Below are 22026 nucleotides of genomic sequence, written 5' to 3' on the forward strand. Positions count from 1 at the left end.
ATGTCGCGTAGGAGAACTCTCGGCACGAAGAAGAAGATCGCGCTGCTGGTGAGCGCGGCGACCGTGGCGGGAGGCGGGGCCTTCGTCATGGCGAGCACGTCGAACGCCACGCCGCCGGCTCCCAAGTCGGCGGCGGAGTCGACGGCCTGTCTGGGACTCGCCACCGCCCTCGGCAACAACCAGAAGTTCATCGCCGACCAGCAGGCCAACCCCGACGCCCAGTCGGAAGCCAGGATCGCCAACCGCCAGGCGGTCATCGAGGAGATCAAGCGGAAGCAGGAGGCGTCGGGGTGCGCGGTTGGGGAGTCGGCTCAGGACTCCCAGGCCGCGCAGCCGTCGCAGCCCGCGCAGGGCGGTCAGCAGGGCGGCCAACAGGGCGGAGGCGCCCAGCCCTCGCAGCCCGCGCAGTCCGCCCCCGCGCAGTCCGCCCCCGCGGAGAACCCCGGCGGTGGCGCCGAGGCCTCCGGGCAGCAGGTGTGCAACGGCTCCACCGTCACGCTCTCCGGCGAGGACGGTGCGCCTGCCGCGTCCAGCAACCAGTTCCCGGCCGGCACGAAGCTGAAGGTCACCAACCTGGACAACAACAAGTCCACGACGGTGGAGGTCACTTCGGTCTCCGGCAGCTGTGTGCTGCTCAACAACGCGGCGTTCGAACAGGTCCGTGAGCCCGGCAAGTTCCTGATCCGCCGGGCCGTGATCGAGAAGGTGGGGTGACGCCGGACGGACGAGGACGAGTGAGTCACTGAGGCGGCGGCCCACCCCTCGGCCGCCTCCTCGTACGTGTCAACGGTCCTGCCGCTCCCGGCCAGGAGCGGCAGGACCGGCGCGCCGCGCGACACGTGGCGCCGGTCACCGGCTTGACGGAGGGAAGCCGGTGACCAGCTCATCCCTCGGGGCCAAACACCCTCACAGCGTGAGGCAGGGCACCACGACACCAGGTAACACGGGGTTCACATTCGAGCAATGGCCGGGAAATCGCCTGTTGACAGGCTGCCGGGCATTGACGCGGCGCCCCAGTGCCGCAGCGCCGCAAGCACCCGCGATACGCGCCCAGACACACCCCCGAAGGATGTGGCCCGTGACCTTCAAGGCTGAGTACATCTGGATCGACGGCACCGAGCCGACGGCCAAGCTGCGTTCCAAGACCAAGATCATCGCGGGCTCCCCCGCCGGTCTCGACGCGCTGCCGATCTGGGGCTTCGACGGGTCCTCCACCAACCAGGCCGAGGGCCACGCCTCGGACTGCGTCCTCAAGCCGGTCTTCACCTGCCCGGACCCGATCCGCGGCGGCGACGACATCCTGGTGCTGTGCGAGGTCCTGAACATCGACCTCACCCCGCACGCCAGCAACACCCGTGCCGCGCTGGCCGAGGTCGAGGAGAAGTTCGCGGCGCAGGAGCCGATCTTCGGCATCGAGCAGGAGTACACCTTCTTCAAGGACGGCTACCCGCTCGGCTTCCCCAAGGGGGGCTTCCCGGCCCCGCAGGGCGGCTACTACTGCGGTGTCGGCGCCGACGAGATCTTCGGCCGTGACGTCGTCGAGGCGCACCTGGACAACTGCCTGAAGGCGGGCCTGGGCATCTCCGGCATCAACGCCGAGGTCATGCCCGGCCAGTGGGAGTTCCAGGTCGGCCCGCTCGCCCCCCTGGAGGTCTCCGACCAGCTGTGGGTGGCCCGCTGGCTGCTCTACCGCACCGCCGAGGACTTCGACATCGCCGCCACGCTCGACCCGAAGCCGGTCAAGGGCGACTGGAACGGCGCCGGCGCGCACACCAACTTCTCCACCAAGGCGATGCGCGAGTCCTACGACGCGATCATCACCGCGGCCGAGTCGCTCGGTGAGGGCTCCAAGCCGCTCGACCACGTCAAGAACTACGGCGCGGGCATCGACGACCGCCTGACCGGTCTGCACGAGACCGCCCCGTGGAACGAGTACTCCTACGGCGTCTCCAACCGCGGCGCCTCGGTCCGTATCCCGTGGCAGGTCGAGAAGGACGGCAAGGGCTACATCGAGGACCGCCGTCCGAACGCCAACGTCGACCCGTACGTGGTGACCCGCCTGCTCGTCGACACCTGCTGCTCGGCGCTGGAGAAGGCCGGCCAGGTCTGATCCACCCGCAAGGCTCCTGAGGGGCGCTCACCGTGCGCGGTGGGCGCCCCCTCGCGTTGTCAGTGGGCCATGTCATCGTGGGGGCATGAAGATCGACGGGGGCCTCGACATCAAGGTGAAGACGGAGAGCGGGCAGACGTACGCGCGGATCCCGGCGCGGCGACTGCGCGAGCTGGTGCAGCGGATCGGCGGGGACGACGACCACTTCCTCGTCGTGCAGCGGATACCGGACCGGCCGCTGCTCTTCATCCAGACGGCACGCGACGGGGACGGGGCGTACGACCTCCAGCACCGCACGGGCCGCGTCCCCCACATGTGGGTGGCCCGGGTGACCGACCCGGGCCTCGTCGCCGAGGTGATGGAGCGCTGGGCGCGGCAGGAGGACGGCTGGGACGCCGGAGTCTCCTGGGAGCGTGAGGAGTTCGGGCTGCCCGAGGAGGCCCCTGCCCTCGCGGCCAAGGTCGCCGCGCGGGCCGAGGAGCACGTCCGCGAGATGCTCCGGGACGGCTATCTGGGCATCGAGGCGATGATCCGGGAGACGGTGTACCTGATGGAGGACGGCGAGGGCGCCTCCCCCGTCTCCCGGACGCAGGCCCGCGAGATCGTCGAGCGGCTGTGGCTGGACCGGCTCGACGAGCAGGAGACGTGGGCCGGGCCGACCGGTCCGGACCGGCTGGAGCAGGCCTTCGCGGCCCTGGAGGACGCCGGCATCGTCGCCCGGGAGGACTTCGCCTGCTGCCGCGGCTGCGGCCTGACGGAGATCGGCGCGGAGGCGGACGGCAAGCCCGGGGTGCGGGGATTCGTCTTCTTCCACCACCAGGGCACGCGCGGCGCGGCGCGGGGACACGGCCTGTCGCTCTACTACGGCGGATTCGACGGCTCCGAGGAGACCACGAAAGCCGTCGGACACGAGGTGGTGGCGGCGCTGGCCGCGGCCGGGCTGTCCGCGGAGTGGGACGGCGACCCGGGCAAGGCGATCGACGTCGCGCCCCTGGAGTGGCGCAAGCGCCTGGTGGGATGAGGTGCCGGAGGGGCCAAAGGCCCTCCCGGCGGATGTCCAAGCTGTGAGAGGAGGGTCCCGGCACCTGGCCCCCGTCTGCTTCAATGGCCTCATGGCCAGCTACCAGAAGCACACCGCGACGGGTCGCCATGACCTCGAGCCCTTCTGGCCGTCCCGTCAGGACCACGACTTCGACCGGGTGTGTTGCCGCGCGACGAACGCGCCGGCCCTCTAAAGCCGTACACCCCCCGGCCTTCGGCCAGCGCGAACCGCGTACGTCCCTCGGCGAGCCCGACCACGAATCGCGGCCGTCGACCTCTCCGACGAACTCCTCGCGCGAAAGAGCTGACCTCTCATGGCGACCACTCGTTCCCTGTCTCCCGCCGCCCCCTTCAACGCCCCCTCGGCCACCGGGCCCCGGCACCGGCTGCGTGCCGTCGACCGGGATGAGGTGGTGACGGTCGCGGACCTGCTGCCGCCCGGTGCCACCTGGCTCCCGGCGCCCCAGCACACCCTGCCCACGCTGCCGGGGCAGCCGCCGATGATCGGCTATCTGGTGCTCGTCCCGGCCGACCAGCAGCCGCCGTTCCCGGCGGCGGTGCCGGACCGGTCGGAGACCACCCGCGTCGAAAGCCCCGCAGTCTTCGAAAGCCCCGAAGGCCCCGCAGGCCCCGAGCCGGGCGGTGAGCCGCTGATCCGGGTCGACACCGTGCAGCGCACGGCCGAGGTGGCGGGGCGTCAGCTCGACCTCACCTACCTGGAGTTCGAGCTGCTGGCCCACCTCGTGGCGCATCCGGGCCGGGTCCACACCCGTGACCAGCTGGTCGGCACGGTGTGGGGCTACGGGCATGTGGGCGACGGCCGTACGGTCGACGTCCACGTCGCCCGCCTGCGCCGCAAGCTGGGTGCCGAACACCGCGACACGATCCGCACGGTGCGGCGGGTCGGCTACAAGTACGTGCCGCCGACGGCGCACTGAGGCCCCTCCCCCGCCGGCCCGTCTGCTGACAGCAGATCACCGTTCCGTCCTCTCGCCCCACCGGGCAGAGTCCGAGGCATGAGACTTCTGATGCTGGGTGGTACGGAGTTCGCCGGCCGGGCGGTCGTGGAGGCGGCCCTGGGGCGGGGCTGGGAGGTGACCGTCTTCCACCGGGGGCGGCACGAGGCGCCGGCCGGCGTGCGGTCGCTGCTGGGCGACCGCACCACGCCCGGCGGTCTGGCCGCCCTCGCCGAGCACCCGGGCGAGTGGGACGTCGTCGTCGACACCTGGTCGGCGGCGCCCCGCGCGGTGCTGGACGCGGCGCGGCTGCTGCGGGGCCGCGCCCGCCGGTACGTGTACGTGTCGAGCTGCTCGGTGTACGCGTGGGCCCCTCCCGCCGGATACGGCGAGGACGCGCCCCTGGTGGAGGGCGCGTCGGCCGACGCTGACCAGACCGACTACCCGCGGGACAAACGGGGCGGCGAACTGGCCGTCCTGGACGCCTTCGGCGAGGACCGGTCGGTGCTCGTACGGGCGGGGCTGATCCTCGGCCCGTACGAGAACGTCGGCCGACTGCCCTGGTGGCTGGGTCGCATGGCGCGCGGCGGCCCGGTGCTGGCTCCGGGCCCACGTGAGCTGCCCCTTCAGTACGTGGACGTCCGTGACCTGGCCGAGTGGATCCTGCACGCGGCGCAGCGGGAGCTGAGCGGGCCGTACAACCTGATCAGTCCGCAGGGGCACGCCACCATGGGCGAGTTGCTGGACGCCTGCGTCCGGGTCACCGGTGGTGCGGCCGAACTCCGGTGGACCGAACCCGACGCGATCCTCAAGGCGGGCATCGAACCGTGGACCGAGCTGCCGGTGTGGGTGCCGCCGGGCAGCGACCTGCACGACGCGCTGCACGGCGCGGACGTCTCCCGGGCGGTCGAATCGGCTCTGAGCTGCCGACCCGTCGAGGAGACCGTGGCCGACACCTGGCGGTGGCTCCAGGACATCGGCGGCACGGCACCCCAGCGCCCGGACCGGACGAGGACGGGGCTCGCCCCGGAGGTGGAGGCGAGGGTGCTCGCGGCCGGCGGAGACGGGAGGGGTGTAGGTAGCACCACCCCCTGACCGGGGTGGTCGGCCCAGTGACCCGCGCACTCCGCTCGGCAAGACTGACGCCATGACCATCGACACGAAGAACGGCAACGGGCGTACCAAGGGGCGGGGCATCGGGCTCGCCGCGATGCGGGGGCTGGGGGTCGCCCTGGTCTCCCTGCCGGGGGCGGTGCTGTGCTTCACCCTGTCCCTGGTGTCCATGGCGCTCATCCCGATCGGCATCGGGCTCGTCACGACGCCGTACGTACTGACGGGGGTGCGGGCGTTCGCGAACTGGCGGCGAGTGCTCGCGGCGGAGTGGGGCGGGGTGCGGATACCTCCGGCGTACCGGCCGCTGCCGAGGAACGCCAACCCGTGGACGCGCACCTTCGGGATGCTGCGCGACCCGGCGACCTGGCGGGACCTGATGTGGCTGCCGGTCGACATGACGGCGGGGTTCGTCACCGCGCTGCTGCCGGCCGCGCTGTGGCTGTACCCGCTGGAGGGCTTCGCGCTCGCGGTCGGGCTGTGGCGGGTCTTCCCCGACGGGTACTGGTACGGATTCGTGCCGGTCACGGGGCAGGTGTCCGCGCTCGGTGCCGCTGCCCTGGGCCTCGTCATCCTCTTCTTCGCGCACTTCCTCAGCCCGCTCCTGCTGGACGTCCACTTCCGCCTCACCCAGGCCGTTCTGGGCTCGGGCCAGCGCCAACTGGCCGAGCGGGTGCGGGTCCTGACCGAGACGCGGCGGGACGCGGTCGACTCCTCCGCCGCCGAACTGCGGCGCATCGAACGGGATCTGCACGACGGGGCCCAGGCCCGGCTGGTGGCGGTCGGCATGGACCTGGGCACCATCGAGGCGCTCCTCGACAAGGACCCGGCCAAGGCCAAGGAGCTGATCGCGCAGGCCCGCACGTCCTCGGTCGAAGCGCTGGCCGAGCTGCGCGAGCTGGTGCGCGGCATCCATCCGCCGGTCCTCGCCGAGCGCGGACTGGGTGACGCCGTACGGGCGCTGGCGCTGCGGCTGCCGGTGGCCACCGAGGTGAACGTGGACCTGCCCGGGCGGGCGGAGGCGCCCGTGGAGTCCGCCGCGTACTTCGCCGTGAGCGAGGTGCTCACCAACGCCGTGAAGCACTCCGGCGCCGACCGGATCTGGGTCGACCTGCACCACGCGGACGGCCATCTGCGGGCGACCGTCACCGACAACGGCAAGGGAGGTGCGGTGATCGGGGCCGGTTCCGGACTGGCCGGGGTGGAGCGGCGACTGGGTACATTCGACGGCGTCCTGGCCGTCAGCAGCCCCGCGGGCGGTCCCACCATGGTCACCATGGAGATCCCTTGCGCGTAGTCCTGGCCGAAGACCTGTTCCTGCTGCGCGACGGACTCGTCCGGCTGCTCCAGGCGCACGACTTCGAGATCGCGGCGGCCGTCGAGTCCGGTCCCGAACTGGCCGCCGCGCTGGCCGAGCTGGAGCCGGACGTCGCCGTGGTCGACGTCCGCCTGCCGCCCACGCACACCGACGAGGGGCTTCAGTGCGCGCTCGACGCACGCAGGAAACGGCCCGGGCTGCCGGTGCTGGTGCTCTCCCAGCACGTGGAACAGCTCTACGCGCGTGAGCTGCTCGCCGACGGCAGCGGCGGCGTCGGATACCTGCTGAAGGACCGGGTGTTCGACGCCGAGCAGTTCGTGGACGCGGTACGGCGGGTCGCCGCCGGTGGTACGGCGATGGATCCGCAGGTCATCCAGCAGCTGCTGGCCCGGCAGGCGGGCGACGGCCGGCCGCTGGCCCGGCTGACTCCCCGCGAGCGGGAGGTGCTGGAGCTGATGGCGCAGGGCCGGACCAACGCGGCGATCGCGGGCAGGCTGGTCGTGACGGAACGGGCGATCGCCAAGCACACCGCGAACATCTTCGCCAAACTGGGACTGGAGGTCTCGGACGACGACAACCGGCGCGTGCTGGCGGTTCTCGCGTATCTCGACCACGGCCGGTGAAACCGGACCTGCTTATTCACCCGCTGTCGGGGATCAACAACTCCCGGTGCGCAAGAGGCTGTTGAGGACACAGCTCCCTCACGAATCTCGCATCAATTTCCGAGACATCTGAACACCCCTGGGACGGCCTCCGTATGGAAGGGCGCCGCTTCACTCCTGTCGGGCGCCTCGATGCCCCCGAAAAAGGAAGTCAGAGGAGTTCCATGGGACGCAACACAAGAAAACGCCGGACGCCGATGGCCACCAAGGCCATAGCCGCATCGGCGGCCCTAGCGCTCGGTGGGGGCGGGCTGATCTGGGCAAACTTCTATGCCTCGGCGCATGAGGAGAACTCGGCGAACCAGACGAAGGCCGCGGGCGCACAGATCGCCACGATCCAGTGCCCGGACGTCGGGCAGCAGCTCACCGATGTGCCGGAGGGTGCGCGGCAGGGGGTGGACAAGGAGCTGGCGAACCTCGACAAGCAGATCAGCGAGGCCTACACCCGGCTCGCCTCCACGCGTCAGGCCCAGGCCGGTGACTCGGGCTTCGTCAACAACGCCATCCTCGGCCCGCTGAAGTCGAAGCGGACCGCTGTCATCGACCGGATCGGCATCAACATCCGGCGGGTGGGTGGCCAGGCCCCGGACAACCTCGCCCAGATGGCGGAATGCAAGGGCATGGCCGCCGACGCGAACACCAACGACGGCGAGGCCGGGGGCGGTCAGAACAACGACGGCCAGAACAACGACGGTCAGGACCAGGGCCAGGACCAGGGCCAGGACCAGGGTCAGGACAACGGCGGTCAGGACCAGGGCGGTGACAACGGCCAGGACCAGGGTCAGGGCGGCAACGGCGGTCAGGCCAACAACGGCCCGGTGGCCGACGACTTCATCAACATCGAGGACGTCCAGCCCAACTCCCGCAACCTGCCGAACGGTCTCGCCGCGAACGGCGACGGCGGTTCCACGGGCTCGTTCACCACGAACTGCGGCACCAACGAGAACGAGAACCGCAACTCGGACAACGTGATCGTGGCGCCCGGCGTCTCCAACGGCGCGCAGCACCAGCACGACTACGTCGGCAACCAGAGCAACAACGCCTTCGCGAGCGACGAGGACCTGGCGAACGCCGAGACGACCTGCCAGAACCAGGGCGACAAGTCCTCGTACTTCTGGCCGGTCCTGCGGATCCAGGACGGTTCGGACGACATCGACGCCGGCCAGCCCGGTGGCGGTCAGGACGGCAACGTCGGCAAGATCGTCGAGCCGGCCGAGGCCCAGCTCAAGTTCGTCGGCAACCGCACCAGCGACGTCGTCGCGATGCCGAAGGCCCTGCGCATCATCACCGGTGACGCCAAGGCCTTCACCAACGGCCTCAACAACGCCAACACCTCCTGGAGCTGCACCGGGTTCGAGGACCGTCAGGTGACGGACAAGTACCCGCTCTGCCCCGAGGGCAGCAGCGTGGTCCGGACGTCCAACTTCCAGAGCTGCTGGGACGGCCAGAACATCGACAGCGCCAACCACCGCACCCACGTGGACTTCGTGGAGGCGGACGGCAGCTGCTCGAACGGCTTCCAGGCCATCCCCCAGCTCCAGGTCCGCCTGGTCTACGACGTGCAGGCGCCGCAGATCAACAACGGGCAGATACAGAACGCCTTCGCGGTGGACTCCTTCCCGGAGCAGCTGCACAAGGCGATCACCGACCACAACGACTTCATCAACTTCTTCGACGAGAACGTGATGAACGAGATGGTCCAGTGCATCAACAACGGCGAGGACTGCCAGTAGTCCGCACGTAAGTGAAAGCCGGCGGTGGGATTTCCCACCGCCGGCTTTCGCTTGCCCGGCCCGCGCGGTCAGCCGTGGCCGCCGCCACTGCCGTGTTTGCCGCTGTCGTGGTTGCCGCTGTTGTGACTGCCACCGGGATTCATGTGCTCGGAGCCTTCCTCCATGGTCCCGCCGATGGTGCCCTGGAGCGCCGTGACCGTCTTCTTCTCGCCGACGGCGACCCACTTGCGGCCGACCAGGTAGTAGCCGCCGTAGTCCTTCGCCCCGTTCAGCCACTCGCGCTGTCCGCGGTCGGTGGCGAAGGTCGCGAGGACGTATTTCTCCTTGCCCTTCTTGCACAGGGCCTGGCGGATGGTGTCGGCGTCGGTCTGCATGTCCGGCTTGCACTTGGCCTCGGCCGCGATGTGCTCCAGACTGCCGGTCACCGTCTCCGGCGCGGCCGCCTCGCCCTTGCCGCCGGATCCGCAGCCGGTCAGCGCCAGTATCGCCACCGCGCCGCTCAGCGCGAGCATCGGTCGGGTCACCCTCATCTGTTCCTCCGGTCCTTGTCACGGCACGGTCCGGACGCATGCCGCACGGAGCCCCGGCAAGAGGCTCTCGTCTTCGATACGGCTGCGGCGGGCGCAGCGCTCAAATCCAGGTGCCACCGCGGGCACGTCCGTGCGAGTCTGTCCCGGTGAACCAGGACTGGGAAGATCGCGTGGCCGCCTTGTGGGACCGGTTCGACGACTACGCCGAAACCGAGGAGGACGAGGCCCGCTTCCGCTCCGACGTCGACGCCCTCGTCGCCGAGCTGCCGGAGGGCAGCCCGCTCGGTCCGTTCGAGCAGGCGTGCGCCTGGGACTCCACGGGCCACTCGGACAAGGCGGTCCCGCTCTACCGGGAGGCGCTCGAGCTCGGCCTCGCCGACGTCAGCCCCTACAAGGCCCGCCGGACGAAGATCCAGATGGCCAGCTCGCTGCGGAACATCGGACAGGCTGAGGAGGGCGTCGCGCTGCTGACGCCCGAGCTGGAAGCTCCGTCCGACGAGCTGGACGACCCGGTGCGGGCCACGCTCGCGCTGTGCCTGTCGAGCCTGGGCCGCGATCGCGAGGCGCTGTCGCTGACCCTCGGCGCCCTGGCCCCGCACCTGCCGCGCTACCAGCGGTCGATGGCGAACTACGCCCGGCTGCTGGTGGAGCCCGGGGAGCAGCCAGGGGCGTGACGCCCCGTGGTCAGGTGACCATCCCCCGATTCGCTCGTTCTGCTGAACGTGCAGTCACAGGATGTCGCCCAGCGCCCCGCGCCCCCCTCCCCCGCCGGCCCGGTCGTCGATGTCGAGCAGGCCGAGGCCGCGCTCGTCGAGCACTATCCGCGGCTCGTGCGGCTCGCCTATCTGGTGCTGCCGCCGGGCCTGGGCCGCAGCAGGCGCGTCCTCACCGCACACGCCCTCACCCAGCGCGCACTTCCCCGCAACCGCACACCGGCGCCGGTGATCCCGGCCCAGTCGACCGGCCGTGACGGTGACCCGGGCTACGCCCTGGTCCGTCTCCAGGTGCTGCGTACGGCGCTGGAGGCGGGGCTGCCCCTGAAGCGCAAGGCCTGGCCGAAGCGGTCCCAGTTGCCGCCGGTGCTGCCGCAGGTGTGGGGGCTGAAGCTGTTCCCGCGGTCCGGCGGCGCCGACGAACTCGCCCTGGACCAGCGGCTGTCCACCCTGTCCGGCCCGGCCCGGGCCGCCTACGCGCTGCGCGGCCTGGAGCGGCTGACGGACGACGGCGTACGCAAGGTGCTCACGACCGCGGGGGTCGCCGACGCGGACGGTGCGCTGCTGGAGGCCGACGGGATCCCCGCGCAGTACGGACTGCTCGACTCCCCCGAGTTCGACCCGTGCTCGCTTCAGGCCCGCCCCACCGACCTCATGCGGCGCCGCCAGCACCTGAAGGCCGCGCTGGCCGCGGGGGCGGCCCTGCTGGTGTGCGGGGCGCTGCTGGGTCTGCCCGGCGATGGGTGGGGCCCCGACGGCGCCGCCGCGCCGCCGTACGCGCGGAACCCGGCCGCCCAGGCCGCCCTGGACCCCGCGAAGCTGACCCGGGTCTCCCCCGCCGCGTGGCGGGGCTCGGCGCGCACGGACTTCTCGGTGTGGCCGGCCCGCGGCGAGCTCACCGGCGACTCGCCCCTGCTGCGCCGCGCCCTGGCCGTCTGGGCCCGCCCGGGCGAGACGGTCGGGGTGTCCGCGACGCCCGGCACCCCGTCCGGCGGCCCGGCCGGACCACCCCAGTTGCTGTACGCGGGGACGGTCGACGCGGCGCGCGTGGTGATCCTCTACGACGGTCTGCGCGTCGCCCGGTACGCCGAGCCGAAGGAGGGCACGCAGGGCGCCGCCCTCGACTTCGCCCGGGTCGACGGCGCGGGCCGGGCCGAGGCGGGCGCGGTGGTCCTCGGCCGGTCCGACGGCAACGTCCGCTATCTGACCGCCCCTTGGGTGAAGGAGGCGGGCGAGCGGGACCTGATGAAGCCGGGCTCCGGCGCGATGGACCTGGCCCTCGCCGACGGTGTGACCGCGCCGCTGGCCAGCCCGGTTCTGCGGGCCGGCGCGTGCACGTCGTGGAACGTGCTGCAACTGAGCGACGGCACGAGAACGCGGCTGCTGACCGACCTCGGCGAACTGGTCCCGGCCCGGCTCACCGCCGGACGGCCCGGCTCACCGCGCGAGGCGTCCGGTGCCGAGGCGCTGCGCACCTGGGGGCCGTTCGCCTGCTCGCTGGGCACGGTGCGCTCGGCGGGCGTGCGGAGCGTCAACGCCTGGGCGTTCAACAGGCAGCCGCTGCCGGACGCGAGCGGTTCGGCCGCGTGGGTGTGCACCCGGGCCGAGACCTGGCGGGGCGGCGGAGCGCGGGTGCTGGCCCAGTTCCACACGCCGGGCGGGAGGTACGGGGCGGTGGCGGCGAAGGCCGAGAACGTGCTCGCCTGCGGGGCGCGCGAACCGCACGTGCTGGCCGGAGTGCTGTGGAAGTCGAAGGCGGGCGGCTGGTATCTGCTGGCCGCCGGCAGCCGGGACACCGCGTCGATCCGCGCGACGGGCGGGGTCGGCGGGGCGTCGCAGACCAGTTTGCTGACCGTGCCGGCCGAGCGGGGGGCTCGGGCCGAGCTGAAGGGGACACTGCGGGACGGGCGCCCGATCGGCGGGCTGCGCTGAACGGCGGCTGAGGCGCCCCGTCCGGCGCCCCTGGGTGACCATCCCCGGACGATCCCCGACCGATCCCGGACCGATCCGATCCGTTCAAGGCCGGAATCGATCGGTAAGGTGTTCGCATGACTACCGGGGTTCGCCGCAGATTGGGAGTCGAGGAGCGGCGGCAGCAGTTGATCGGCGTCGCCCTCGAACTGTTCAGCCGCCGCTCGCCCGACGAGGTCTCCATCGACGAGATAGCGTCGGCCGCGGGCATTTCACGCCCGTTGGTCTACCACTACTTTCCCGGCAAACTCAGCCTGTACGAGGCCGCGTTGAAGCGGGCCTCGGACGATCTCGCGGCCCGGTTCGTGGAGCCGCACGAGGGGCCGCTGGGGGCGCGGCTGCTGCGTGTGATGCGTCGCTTCTTCGACTTCGTCGACGAGCACGGCCCCGGTTTCTCCGCCCTCATGCGCGGCGGTCCGGCGGTCGGCTCCTCGACGACCAACGCGCTCATCGACTCCGTGCGGCAGGCCGCGTATGTCCAGATCCTTTCGCATCTGGGCGTGACCGATCCGCCCGCGCGGCTGGAACTGGTCGTGCGTTCCTGGATCTCGCTCGCCGAGTCGACGGCGCTGATCTGGCTGGACGGCCGGCGCATCCCGCGGGCCGAGCTGGAGGTCCAGCTCGTCCACGACTTCGCCGCGCTCACCGCCGTCAGCGCCGCCCAGGACGCAGAGATGGCCGCCCTGCTGCGCCGCATCGCCCAGGAGGAGCCGGCCGACGGCCCGTTCGCCACCCTGGCCGGCCGCCTGCTGGCGCTGGCGACCTGAGACGGCTCGGCTCTCGAAACTTCCGGCGGCGCCGGCGACCTGAAACCGCTCAGCTCTCGAACTTCCGGTAGGACGCGTCCAGTTCGCGCACCTCGGCGGAGGCGTGCAGCACGCGCCCGTCGGTGGTCTTCAGGTGGGTGCGCAGCAACTCCAGGGTGGCCTCGGTGAGCCGGGCCCTGGTCTCCTCGGTGCGGCCGGCGAGCAGCGCGATGTGGACGTGCACATGGGCGTGCCCCTCGGTCTCGGGGCCGACCACGACGTCCTCGGTCCGGCGGAACCGGGTCTTGCACGCCGCCGGCTTGGCGGCCGCGATGTCGACCGTGGCCTCGTGCAGCGCCTTCGCGAACCCGGGCCGGTCGAAGTCGTCCGCGAGGTCGGCGGAATAGTCGACGGTGATCTGCGGCATGAGCACTCCTGTTCTAGGCGGCCATCGGGCTCACCCTAACCTCAGCGCCAGCATCGCGATGTCGTCCTCCCGGTCGCGGCCGAAACAGCCGAGCAGCACGTCGCAGAGGGTGTCGAGACCGGCCGGGGCGTCGGAGGCGGCCGTGCGGAGCTGTTCCAGGGAGGTCTCCAGGGGAGTGCCGCGGGTCTCGATGAGGCCGTCGGTGACCATGAGGAGGCGGTCGGTGGGGGCCAGGTGCCGCTCGCTCGGGGCGGGCCGTTCCAGGCCCAGCCCGAGCAGCGGACCGCACGCGTCGACGTACTCGGCGCCGCCCCCGTCGCGCAGGATCAGCGGCGGGATGTGCCCGGCGTTGGCGATCCGCACCCGCCCGCTACCGGGATCGACCAGGGCCAGGCAGACGGTCGCCGTGACGTCGGGGTGGTACTGCTGGAGCATCCGGTCGAGCCGCCCGGCCAGGACCGCCGGGTCGCTCTCGGTCACGCAGTAGGCGCGCAGCGCGTGCCGGATCTCGACCATGACGGTGGCCGCGTCCAGCGAGTGCCCGACGACGTCCCCGACGGCGGTGAGCACGCCCTCGCCGGTGCGCAGGGCGGCGTAGAAGTCGCCGCCGATCTCGGTCTGCGGGGAGGCGGGCACGTAGCGGACGACGATGTCGACGCCGGGCAGGTGCGGCAGCTTGTGCGGCTGGGGCAGGAAGCTGTGCTGGAGGGTGAGGGCGACATGCCGCTCCACCCGGTACAGCAGCAGCGGCTCGGCGGCGAGCGCGCAGGCCTGGGCGAGGCGGGCGAGCAGCCCGTCGGCCGCGGGGTCGGTGATCGCGGCGCGCCGTACGGGCGTGGCGAGGCAGACCGCCGTCCGGCCGTCCTGGGCGGTCGCCACGGTCAGGCGGGCGTCCTCCTCGACGCCCGCCCGGAACATCCCGGCCGGCCACAGCGGCGCGGGGACGACGGTGCTGGTGACGCCCGTGCGGCCCTCCGCGAGCCGGGTGACCAGCCGGGCCGCCGCCTGGTGCGCGCCGCTGTCCGCCGGTGCGGGGCGGCACCGGGCCGTGCCCCGGTACGGCTCGCCGTCCGGGCCGATCACGAACACCACGGCGGGCGAGTCGGTGAGGTGTGCGGCGCCTTCGGCGGCCGCGGCGGCGAGTTCCCGCGGGCAGCGGGCGGCCTGCACGGTGACGATGGCCTCGGACAGCAGCGTCAGACGGTGGACGGCGGTCTCGGCGCCCGTGCTGCGGCGGGCCCCGCGCACGGCGGCCCGTACGACGGCCTGGATCTCCTGCGGCTCGGCGGGCACGGTCAGATAGGCGTCGCCGCCCGCGTCCAGTCCCCGGCACCGGTCGCCGGGCGCGGTCGCGGCGGCGGAGAAGTGCACGACGGGCAGCGCGGCCATGGGGGGCCGGGCCCGTACCCGGCGGCACAGTTCGAAGCCGCTCATGTCCGGCAGGCCCACGTCGACGAGGGCCACGTCGGGCAGGGTGCCGTCGCGCAGCCGGACGTCGAGTTCGACGAGCGCCTCGCCGCCGCTGGCGACCGGCACGACCTGGTGGCCGGCCCGGCTCAGCACCGCGCCCATGGCGTACCGGCTGGCCGCGACGTCGTCCACGACCAGCACGGTGGTGCCTGAGGTCTGCTGCGTGCCGTTGCCGTACATCTCGACTGCCCCTCGGGGCGTACGTGGGTGGGCAGACCGCCGGTCGCGGCCTGCGCCACCCAACGTAGTGCGGTTATCCGGCGGCCCGGGTGAAGACGGCGACCGTGCGCCCCGGAACGGCGAACGTGCCCGATTCCGCCGCGTAGGAGGACGACTTGACGATAGGGTCCGCCCCCGCCGCCTGCACCGGGTGCAGCCGGTAGCCGGTCCCGGCGAGTGCGGGGACGCGCTGTTCCCGCCGCTCGGGCGTGGCGTTGAAGACGACGACGAGGTCGCCGAGCCGCATCGTGATCACGCCGGGTGTCTCGTCCTTGCCGGACAGCGGGAAGGAGAGCCGGGACTGCACCCGCTCGGCGGTGCCGAGGGAGAAGTCCTGCTCGGTGGTACGGATCCGCAGCAGGTCCCGGTAGGCCGCCGAGGCGCCCTCGATCTGCTCGCAACCCACCCTGACCTTGCTCAACAGGGGCTTGGCGTAGGGCCACTTGCCGGCGTTGTCGGTCGCCATGGGCAGTCCGCGGCCGAAGCCGTTGCCGTCGGCGCAGTTCCAGTGGACGGCGTTGAACCAGTCGCCGCTGTCGTAGGAGTTGCGGTCCAGGGACTTGGAGCGGAGCAGGTCGGTGCCCGCCTGGGAGAGGGCCGGGCCCTGGGACAGGGTGGCCGTCGCCATGGCCAGGACCTGCATGCGGGCCCGGTCGGACGCACTGGTCGTGGCAGGGAGCTTGAAGGCGAGCGCGTCGAACAGGGACTCGTTGTCGTGGGCGTCGGCGTAGGCGAGGGCGTCGCCCGGGGCGTCCGCGTATCCGGCGGGTGAGCCGTTGTAGTCGACCTCGGAGCCCTTGACCTCCTTGCCGCCGGTGCCGGTGAACCGGTAGCCGGCGAGGTTGCCGGACAGCCCGACCTTGATCAGGTCCTGGTAGTGCAGCAGGCGGGCCTTCTGTTCGGCCGGACTGCCGTTGTTCCCGGAGGAGTTGGGTTCGGTGTAGAGGCCGGAGGCGAAGCCCTGCACGCCGGGGTCCTCGTCGAAGGGGCCGCCGCCGCGCACGGCGTCACGGGCCCGGTCGGAGAAGGTGGCGATGCCCGTGCCGGCCATGTTCTTCTGGGTGGCCTGGACGAACCGGGCGTCGTCGGCGACCTCCCCGAAGTTCCAGCCCTCCCCGTACAGGATGATCTTCTTGCCGTCGACGCCGTCCTTCTGAGGGGTGAGCGCGTCGAGGGCCTCGCGGACCGCGAGGATGTTGGCCTTCGGGTGGTGGCCCATGAGGTCGAAGCGGAAGCCGTCGACCTTGTACTCCCGGGCCCAGGTGACGATCGAGTCGACGACGAGCTTGCCCATCATGGCGTTCTCGGTGGCGGTGTTGGCACAGCAGGTGCTGTTCGCCACCGAGCCGTCGGCGAGGAGCCGCTGGTAGTAGCCCGGGACGATCCGGTCGAGGACGCTCGTCTTCGCCTGACCGCTCGCCGCGGTGTGGTTGTAGACGACGTCCATGACGACCCGCAGGCCGTCGTCGTTGAGGGCCTTGACCATCCTGCGGAACTCGACCGTGCGGGCCGTGCCGTCCGGGTCGGTGGCGTAGGAGCCCTCGGGGACCGTGTAGTGGTACGGGTCGTAGCCCCAGTTGTAGGCGTCCTTCGCGGCGATCTTCCCGACGCACTCCTGCTGCTTGTCGGAGTCGGCCGGGTAGGAGGCCAGGTCGCAGTCGACGCTCGCCTGGTCGGCCTTGCGCTCCGGGATGGTGGCGATGTCGAAGGCGGGCAGGAGATGGACGTACGAGGTGCCGGCCTTCGCCAGCTCGCGCAGGTGCTCGGAGCCGTCGCTCGCCTTGTCGGTGAAGGCGAGGTAGGTGCCGGGGTGCTTCGCCGTGCGGTCCTCGACGGAGAAGTCCCGGATGTGCAGCTCCTGGATCTGGGCGTCCCGCAGCGGTACGGCCTTGGGCTTGGTGTAGGTCGACCACCCGGCCGGCTTGAGGGCCCTGTCGTCCAGGTCGACGACGAGGCTCCGCTCGGAGTCGGTGGTGAGGGCGAGGGCGTAGGGGTCGGTGACCTTGTTGGTGACGACCTTGCGGACGCTGGGCGCCCAGACCTTCACGACGTAGCGGTAGGGCTTGTTCTTCCAGGACTTCGGGCCGGTGACGGACCAGACGCCGGTGCTGTCGTCGCGCTTCATCGGCACGGTGGCGTCGCCGATCTCCACGGACACGGACTGCGCGGTGGGCGCCCACACGGCCAGGGTGGGTCGGCCCAGGGAGAACGTCGGCCCCAGGTCGGCCCCGGTCGCGTCGTAGAGGTCGTCGAGGACACCGGCGATCTGCACGCCGGTCGCGGCCAGGACGGCGCCGTTGGCGGCCCGCTGTGTGGCGACGACCTGGCCGCGCAGGGCCTCGCGGACCCGGTCGCGGTCACGGGGGTCGACGGTCCAGGCGTCGTACTCCTTCAGGTGCGGGAACTTCGTCGTCTGGGCGTCGGTCAGCTCCCCCTTCGACAGGCGCAGCCACTTGGCGCCGCCGGTCAGTGCACCGTCCTCGACCTTGATCGAGCCGTCGCGGGAGTACTGCAGCTGGGTGGAGGCGGCGGCCTCCGAGCCGTTCCAGGCCAGGGTGTTCCGGTCGATCCAGACCGCCTTGGAGGTGGTCGGGTCGAGGGCGGCGGCACTGCCCGCCGGCTGCGGGAGCAGGTGCTTCTCCTGGCCGCTCACCAGCCACACCTCGTGGCCGTCCGCCTTGAGGTCGAGCGACCGGTCGGTGGGCAGGTCCTTCTCGTCGCCCTTGTGGACGATGTAGCTGAGGCTGGTGGCACCCTCGGTGAGCGGCACCTCGAAGACTGCGCCATAGGAATCAGTCTTGACCGGTTCGAGGGGGTTCGACCAGTCGGTGGGGTTCGCGGCGCCCGTCCACACGTGCAGGCCCCAGCCGTCGTAGTTCCCGTCGGCCCGGTGGTAGTGCAGGACGGCTTTGCTCTTGTCGGGCGCCGGGTACGCGGGCCGCTCGGTGGTGACGGTCTCCTTGCCCTGCTCGATCCAGACCTCGCCGGTCTTCGTGACGTCGATCGTGCGGTCGGCGGAGACGTCCTTGGTGCCGTCCTTGTCGATGACGAGGAAGCCGACGTTCGAGGCGCCGGGCTTGAGCTTGACCCAGGCGAAGGCGCCGTAGGCGTCCCGGCCGGTGAAGGGGTGGCTCTTCGGCCACTCGGTGGCCTCGCCCTCGGCGAGGTCGCCCCAGGCGTACAGGCCCCAGTCGGCGTAGTCGCCGTCCGCGCGCTTGTAGTGGACGATCGCGTAGTCGCGCGAGGACGCGGTGGGCGGCTGGGCGACGGGCGGGGTGCCGGTGGTGGAGGCGGCCAGGGCGCTCGCGGTGCGGCCGGCCGAGTCGACCACGACGGCCTTGTAGCGCAGGGCCGTGCCCGGGGCCACGTCCTTGCCGATGGTGTGCGTGACCTTGTACGGGGCGTGGTCGGCGGAGCCGAGGACCCGCCACTTGCCGTTTCCGGTCCGGGCGGCGAACACGACCCGGTTCAGCTGCCCGCCGTCGACGTCCGCGGTGACCTCCACGGTGCCGGTGGCGCCGGCCTCGGGGGCTTTCAGGGTCAGGGACGGTTCGGTGGCGGGCTTCGGGAGCCTGCCCGCCGCCTTCAGGACGATCGCCGAGCCGGCCGGGACCGTCACGGTGAGCTTCCTGTCGCCGTCGCTCTTCGGGGCGGCGTCGGTGCCGTAGAGGCCGCGGAAGGTCATGCCGGCCGAGCCGGTCGCGAAGGTCGCGGTCTTCTCGTCGGCGGCGTTGTTGAAGGCGACGACGTACTCGGTGCCGCTCTTCGCGTCCGTGCGGGAGAAGGCGTAGACGCCCGGCCCGTCGGCCGCGTACCGCTGCTGCTGGACGCCGTCCGTGAGGGCCGGGTTGGCCTTGCGGAGCTGGGCGAGGGCGCTGATCTGCCGGTACAGCGGCGCTTTGGTGTCGTAGGCGTCCTCGGCGTGGGTGTCGTCCGTGCCGATCCGGTCGTCGTCGAGGTAGTCGGCGGTGCGCGAGGCGAACATGGTCTGCCGGGCGTCCTTGTCGCCGCCCGCGCCGGCGAAGCCCTGCTCGTCGCCGTAGTAGACGACCGGGTTGCCGCGGCTGAGGAACATCAGCTCGTTGGCGAGCCTGTCCTTGGCGAGGATCTCGGCGTCCGTGGCCTTGGGATTGTCCTGCTTGAGGAACGACCCGATCCGGCCCATGTCGTGGTTGCCGAGGAAGGTGACCTGCTCGTAGGCGTTCGCCTTGCCGGTCGTGTACTTGTAGTCGTCGCCGAAGACTCCCGCGAGCTTCTGCGCGCTGCCGCCCTGCGAGGCGTACTGGCGGGCCGCCTCCTGGAAGGGGAAGTCGAGGGTGGCGTCGAGCCGTCCCTCGGTGACGTAGGGGGCGGTGACGTTCGTGTCGGCCGAGTAGACCTCGCCGAACATGAAGAAGTCGTCCCGGCCCCGCTTGGCCGCGTACGCGTCGAGGGCGGTGGCCCACTGCGTCCAGAACTCCATGTTCACGTGCTTCACGGTGTCGATCCGGAAGCCGTCGATGTCGAAGTCCCGTACCCAGCGCTGGTAGATCTTCTCCATCCCCTTGACGACCTCGGGACGCTCGGTCCACAGGTCGTCGAGGCCGGAGAAGTCGCCGTGGGTGGAGCTCTCTCCGGCGAAGGTGGAGTCGCCGCGGTTGTGGTACATCGTCGGGTCGTTGAGCCACGACGGGACCTTGACGTCCTTCTTCGCGGCGGGGACGGCCGGCGTGCGCGGGAAGGAGTCCGCGTCGACGGCCGGGAACTTCCGCGTGCCGTCTGCGTAGTCGGCGTCGTCGAAGGGCTCGCCGTCCTTGGTCAGGTACGGGAAGGCGCCCTTGGACAGGTAGTCGTACGACTTCTCCTCATAGTCGACGACATCCGCCGTGTGGTTGGTGATGACGTCGAAGAAGACCTTCATGCCCTTGGCGTGCGCCTTGTCGATGAGGGTCTCGAGGTCCTCGTTGGTGCCGAAGTGCGGGTCGACCTGGGTGAAGTCGGTGATCCAGTACCCGTGGTAGCCGGCCGATGCGTTCGCCCCGGTGCCCTGAACGGGCTGGTTCTTGAAGATCGGGGCCATCCACAGGGCGGTGGTGCCGAGGCCCTTGATGTAGTCGAGCTTCTTGGTCAGGCCCTTGAGGTCGCCGCCCTGGTAGAAGCCCTTGTCGGTGGGGTCGTGGCCGGTGGACAGGCGCGAACCGGTCAGTCCGCCCTTGTCGTTGCGCGGGTCGCCGTTGGCGAAGCGGTCCGGCAGGACGAAGTAGAACTGCTCGCGGGTGGCGTCATGACGGGCGGGCTCGGCGGCGAGCTTCGCGTCGGACGGGGGCGCCGGTGGGGTGGCCGCCCCGGCGGCGAGAGGCTGGACGAGTGCTGCGGCCAGCGCGGTGGCGGTGACCGCAGCGACCCGTCCGGCACGGGCGGTTCGGCGCCTCGGCGGCGCCGGCCATCTCGGTATCACTGACGTGGACTCCTTGCGATTGCGGCTCTCACGGGTCCGACCCCGCGCGACCGTATCGCCGCCGAAACGCTTACAGCAAGAGTCCTGAAATCATTGGAAAGAACTTTCAGCAGCGCGGCTTCCCCACGTGGATCGCCAGGGCCGTGTTCGAGCCCAGGGCGGCCGTGAACTGCCCGCTGGAGTTCACTGTCACAGTCGTGTTGTTCTGCACGTCGCAGTACGCCCCCGCCGGCAGCGACGTCTGGTACGTCCGCGTGAGGGATCCCGACTCGTGATTGATGGCCACGAAACCCTTGCCGCCCCGGCCGAAGGCGATGGCGTCGCCGCCGTTGTCCCACCAGTTGGTGACCGGTTCGCCGCGTGTGGCGTTGCGGAAGCCGACCATCGACTTGATCTCGGGCCAGTTGTGCTGGCACTTCCAGCCGTCCTGCCAGCAGGCGTTGGCCTGGCCGCCGTTGGGCGGACCGGCGTCGTGGTCGGTGAACTCGTAGCCGGAGTGGATGTCCGGGGCGCCGTAGGGCCAGGCCAGCATGAAGACGTTGGCCAGGGTGTAGTTCGCACCGTCCTTGTAGCTGAGCGTGGAGCCGTTGCGCTCGGTGTCGTGGTTGTCGACGAAGACGCCGGCCACCGAGCTGTTCATATGGCCCCAGCCCTCGCCGTAGTTCTTCAGATAGGCGAGGTTCTCGCTGTTGAAGACCCGCTTGAGGTCGTAGCCGTAGCGGAACTCCTGGACGTCGCCGTTGCCCGTGTATTCGGTGGGCTGGACGGCCTCGCCGGCGCCGAAGATGGCCTCCTGCTTCCAGTACACCGACGGGTTGCTCAGCCGGGACTTGATGTTCGCGAGATCGGCGGCGTCCATGTGCTTGGCCGCGTCGATGCGGAAGCCGTCGACGCCGAGGGAGAGCAGGTCGTTCATGTACCCGGCGATGGCGCCTCGGACGTAGTTCTCACCGGTGTCGAGGTCGGCGAGGCCCACCAGTTCGCAGTGCTGGACGTTCCAGCGGTCCTGGTAGTTGCCGATCCGGGAGGTGCAGTCGTCGAAGTCGTACGAGGAGTACAGGCCGGGGTAGTCGTACTTGGTGTACGACGAGCCGCCGGTGCCGGTGCCGTCGCCCGCCGACATGTGGTTGATCACCGTGTCGACGACGACCTTCACACCGGCCGCGTGGCAGGTGTTCACCATGTTCCGGAAGGCCGCGCGGTCACCGAGCCGGCCGGCGATCTTGTAGCTGACCGGCTGGTACGAGGTCCACCACTGCGGGCCCTGTATGTGCTCGGCGGGCGGGGAGACCTGGACGTAGCCGTATCCGGCGGGCCCGAGGGTGTTGGTGCACTCGCGGGCGACGGAGACGAACTTCCACTCGAAGAGAACTGCGGTGACGTCCTTGGTGCCAGGTGGGGAGGCCTGTGCACTCGTCGGGCTCATGACAACCGCAGCCACGGCGAGCGCGGCGGCGGAGAGGTGTCTGCGTGCCATGTGGGGTTTCCTTCTTCTTTGAAGATTCTTGCTGCAAAGTTCAGAAACCTTGCGGTGACGCAGATGTTAAAGGCCCGCCGCCCCAAAGGGCAGCGGGCCGTGCGAA

General features: G+C 71.1%; 17 protein-coding genes. 12 read left to right on the top strand and 5 right to left on the bottom strand.

Annotated elements, in window-relative coordinates; translation table 11 throughout:
• The 9 genes from CP976_RS12715 (at position 1) to CP976_RS12750 (ending at position 8930) form a co-directional block, all read left to right on the top strand.
• Positions 1-714, top strand: coding sequence for an RlpA-like double-psi beta-barrel domain-containing protein (locus CP976_RS12715; RefSeq protein ID WP_150480457.1), 714 nt, complete (start codon positions 1-3; stop codon positions 712-714).
• A 364-nt stretch (positions 715-1078) separates the two neighbouring features.
• Entirely contained in the window at positions 1079-2110 is a 1032-nt protein-coding gene (gene glnII / locus CP976_RS12720; RefSeq protein ID WP_150480458.1) for a glutamine synthetase, read from the top strand.
• A gap of 85 nt (positions 2111-2195) precedes the next feature.
• A complete protein-coding gene (locus CP976_RS12725) occupies positions 2196-3131 on the top strand; it encodes a DUF6891 domain-containing protein (RefSeq protein WP_150480459.1) in 936 nt (311 codons plus the stop codon).
• A gap of 91 nt (positions 3132-3222) precedes the next feature.
• Positions 3223-3345 (top strand): hypothetical protein, encoded by a 123-nt coding sequence (locus CP976_RS44340; protein WP_010037077.1) that lies wholly within the window; start codon positions 3223-3225, stop codon positions 3343-3345.
• Between the two features lie 120 nt (positions 3346-3465).
• On the top strand, positions 3466-4089 hold the full coding sequence (locus CP976_RS12730) for a winged helix-turn-helix domain-containing protein (RefSeq protein ID WP_150480460.1): 624 nt from the start codon (positions 3466-3468) through the stop codon (positions 4087-4089).
• Positions 4090-4167: 78 nt separating this feature from the next.
• Positions 4168-5202, top strand: coding sequence for an NAD-dependent epimerase/dehydratase family protein (locus tag CP976_RS12735; protein ID WP_167537329.1), 1035 nt, complete (start codon positions 4168-4170; stop codon positions 5200-5202).
• A gap of 52 nt (positions 5203-5254) precedes the next feature.
• Positions 5255-6514, top strand: coding sequence for a sensor histidine kinase (locus tag CP976_RS12740; RefSeq protein WP_150480461.1), 1260 nt, complete (start codon positions 5255-5257; stop codon positions 6512-6514).
• Positions 6505-7158 carry a LuxR C-terminal-related transcriptional regulator gene (locus CP976_RS12745; protein WP_086851022.1) on the top strand — a complete coding sequence of 218 codons (654 nt, stop codon included), beginning with the start codon at positions 6505-6507 and terminating at the stop codon, positions 7156-7158. Before CP976_RS12740 ends, CP976_RS12745 begins: the two co-directional genes overlap by 10 nt.
• A 203-nt stretch (positions 7159-7361) precedes the next feature.
• Positions 7362-8930, top strand: coding sequence for a DUF1996 domain-containing protein (locus CP976_RS12750; RefSeq protein WP_150480462.1), 1569 nt, complete (start codon positions 7362-7364; stop codon positions 8928-8930).
• A 68-nt stretch (positions 8931-8998) separates the two neighbouring features.
• Here CP976_RS12750 and CP976_RS12755 read toward each other — a convergent pair whose 3' ends face one another.
• On the bottom strand, positions 8999-9460 hold the full coding sequence (locus CP976_RS12755) for a hypothetical protein (protein WP_150480463.1): 462 nt from the start codon (positions 9458-9460) through the stop codon (positions 8999-9001).
• Between the two features lie 146 nt (positions 9461-9606).
• On the opposite strand from CP976_RS12755, the gene CP976_RS12760 reads away from it, so the two are divergent.
• The 3 genes from CP976_RS12760 (at position 9607) to CP976_RS12770 (ending at position 12911) form a co-directional block, all read left to right on the top strand.
• On the top strand, positions 9607-10134 hold the full coding sequence (locus CP976_RS12760; RefSeq protein WP_150480464.1) for a tetratricopeptide repeat protein: 528 nt from the start codon (positions 9607-9609) through the stop codon (positions 10132-10134).
• Positions 10135-10182: 48 nt separating this feature from the next.
• A complete protein-coding gene (locus tag CP976_RS12765) occupies positions 10183-12105 on the top strand; it encodes a hypothetical protein (protein WP_150480465.1) in 1923 nt (640 codons plus the stop codon).
• Between the two features lie 116 nt (positions 12106-12221).
• Positions 12222-12911: a TetR/AcrR family transcriptional regulator gene (locus CP976_RS12770; protein ID WP_086845292.1), complete on the top strand. Its 690-nt coding sequence runs from the start codon at positions 12222-12224 to the stop codon at positions 12909-12911.
• A gap of 49 nt (positions 12912-12960) precedes the next feature.
• On the opposite strand, the gene CP976_RS12775 is transcribed toward CP976_RS12770, so the two are convergent.
• The 4 genes from CP976_RS12775 to CP976_RS12790 all read right to left on the bottom strand — a co-directional run bounded on the left by CP976_RS12775 (position 12961) and on the right by CP976_RS12790 (position 21920).
• Positions 12961-13317, bottom strand: coding sequence for a 5-carboxymethyl-2-hydroxymuconate Delta-isomerase (locus tag CP976_RS12775; RefSeq protein ID WP_150480466.1), 357 nt, complete (start codon positions 13315-13317; stop codon positions 12961-12963).
• 30 nt (positions 13318-13347) lie between these two features.
• The gene (locus CP976_RS12780) at positions 13348-14967 is read right to left on the bottom strand and encodes a fused response regulator/phosphatase (protein WP_150480467.1); all 1620 of its coding nucleotides are present in this window, start codon (positions 14965-14967) and stop codon (positions 13348-13350) included.
• Between the two features lie 73 nt (positions 14968-15040).
• On the bottom strand, positions 15041-20443 hold the full coding sequence (pulA, locus tag CP976_RS12785; RefSeq protein WP_150480468.1) for a pullulanase-type alpha-1,6-glucosidase: 5403 nt from the start codon (positions 20441-20443) through the stop codon (positions 15041-15043).
• A 106-nt stretch (positions 20444-20549) separates the two neighbouring features.
• Positions 20550-21920 (bottom strand): alpha-amylase, encoded by a 1371-nt coding sequence (locus CP976_RS12790; protein WP_150480469.1) that lies wholly within the window; start codon positions 21918-21920, stop codon positions 20550-20552.
• Between the last annotated feature and the right edge of the window lie 106 nt (positions 21921-22026).

The organism is Streptomyces coeruleorubidus (genome assembly GCF_008705135.1).
Taxonomy (GTDB): domain Bacteria; phylum Actinomycetota; class Actinomycetes; order Streptomycetales; family Streptomycetaceae; genus Streptomyces; species Streptomyces coeruleofuscus.

Coding starts and splice junctions, on each gene's coding strand:
- CP976_RS12725 (WP_150480459.1), top strand. CDS start 2,196: ATGAAGATCGACGGGGGCCTCGACATCAAGGTGAAGACGGAGAGCGGG.
- CP976_RS12740 (WP_150480461.1), top strand. CDS start 5,255: ATGACCATCGACACGAAGAACGGCAACGGGCGTACCAAGGGGCGGGGC.
- CP976_RS12755 (WP_150480463.1), bottom strand. CDS start 9,460: ATGAGGGTGACCCGACCGATGCTCGCGCTGAGCGGCGCGGTGGCGATA.
- CP976_RS12770 (WP_086845292.1), top strand. CDS start 12,222: ATGACTACCGGGGTTCGCCGCAGATTGGGAGTCGAGGAGCGGCGGCAG.
- CP976_RS12775 (WP_150480466.1), bottom strand. CDS start 13,317: ATGCCGCAGATCACCGTCGACTATTCCGCCGACCTCGCGGACGACTTC.
- CP976_RS12780 (WP_150480467.1), bottom strand. CDS start 14,967: ATGTACGGCAACGGCACGCAGCAGACCTCAGGCACCACCGTGCTGGTC.
- CP976_RS44340 (WP_010037077.1), top strand. CDS start 3,223: ATGGCCAGCTACCAGAAGCACACCGCGACGGGTCGCCATGACCTCGAG.
- CP976_RS12735 (WP_167537329.1), top strand. CDS start 4,168: ATGAGACTTCTGATGCTGGGTGGTACGGAGTTCGCCGGCCGGGCGGTC.
- CP976_RS12790 (WP_150480469.1), bottom strand. CDS start 21,920: ATGGCACGCAGACACCTCTCCGCCGCCGCGCTCGCCGTGGCTGCGGTT.
- CP976_RS12750 (WP_150480462.1), top strand. CDS start 7,362: ATGGGACGCAACACAAGAAAACGCCGGACGCCGATGGCCACCAAGGCC.
- CP976_RS12730 (WP_150480460.1), top strand. CDS start 3,466: ATGGCGACCACTCGTTCCCTGTCTCCCGCCGCCCCCTTCAACGCCCCC.
- CP976_RS12715 (WP_150480457.1), top strand. CDS start 1: ATGTCGCGTAGGAGAACTCTCGGCACGAAGAAGAAGATCGCGCTGCTG.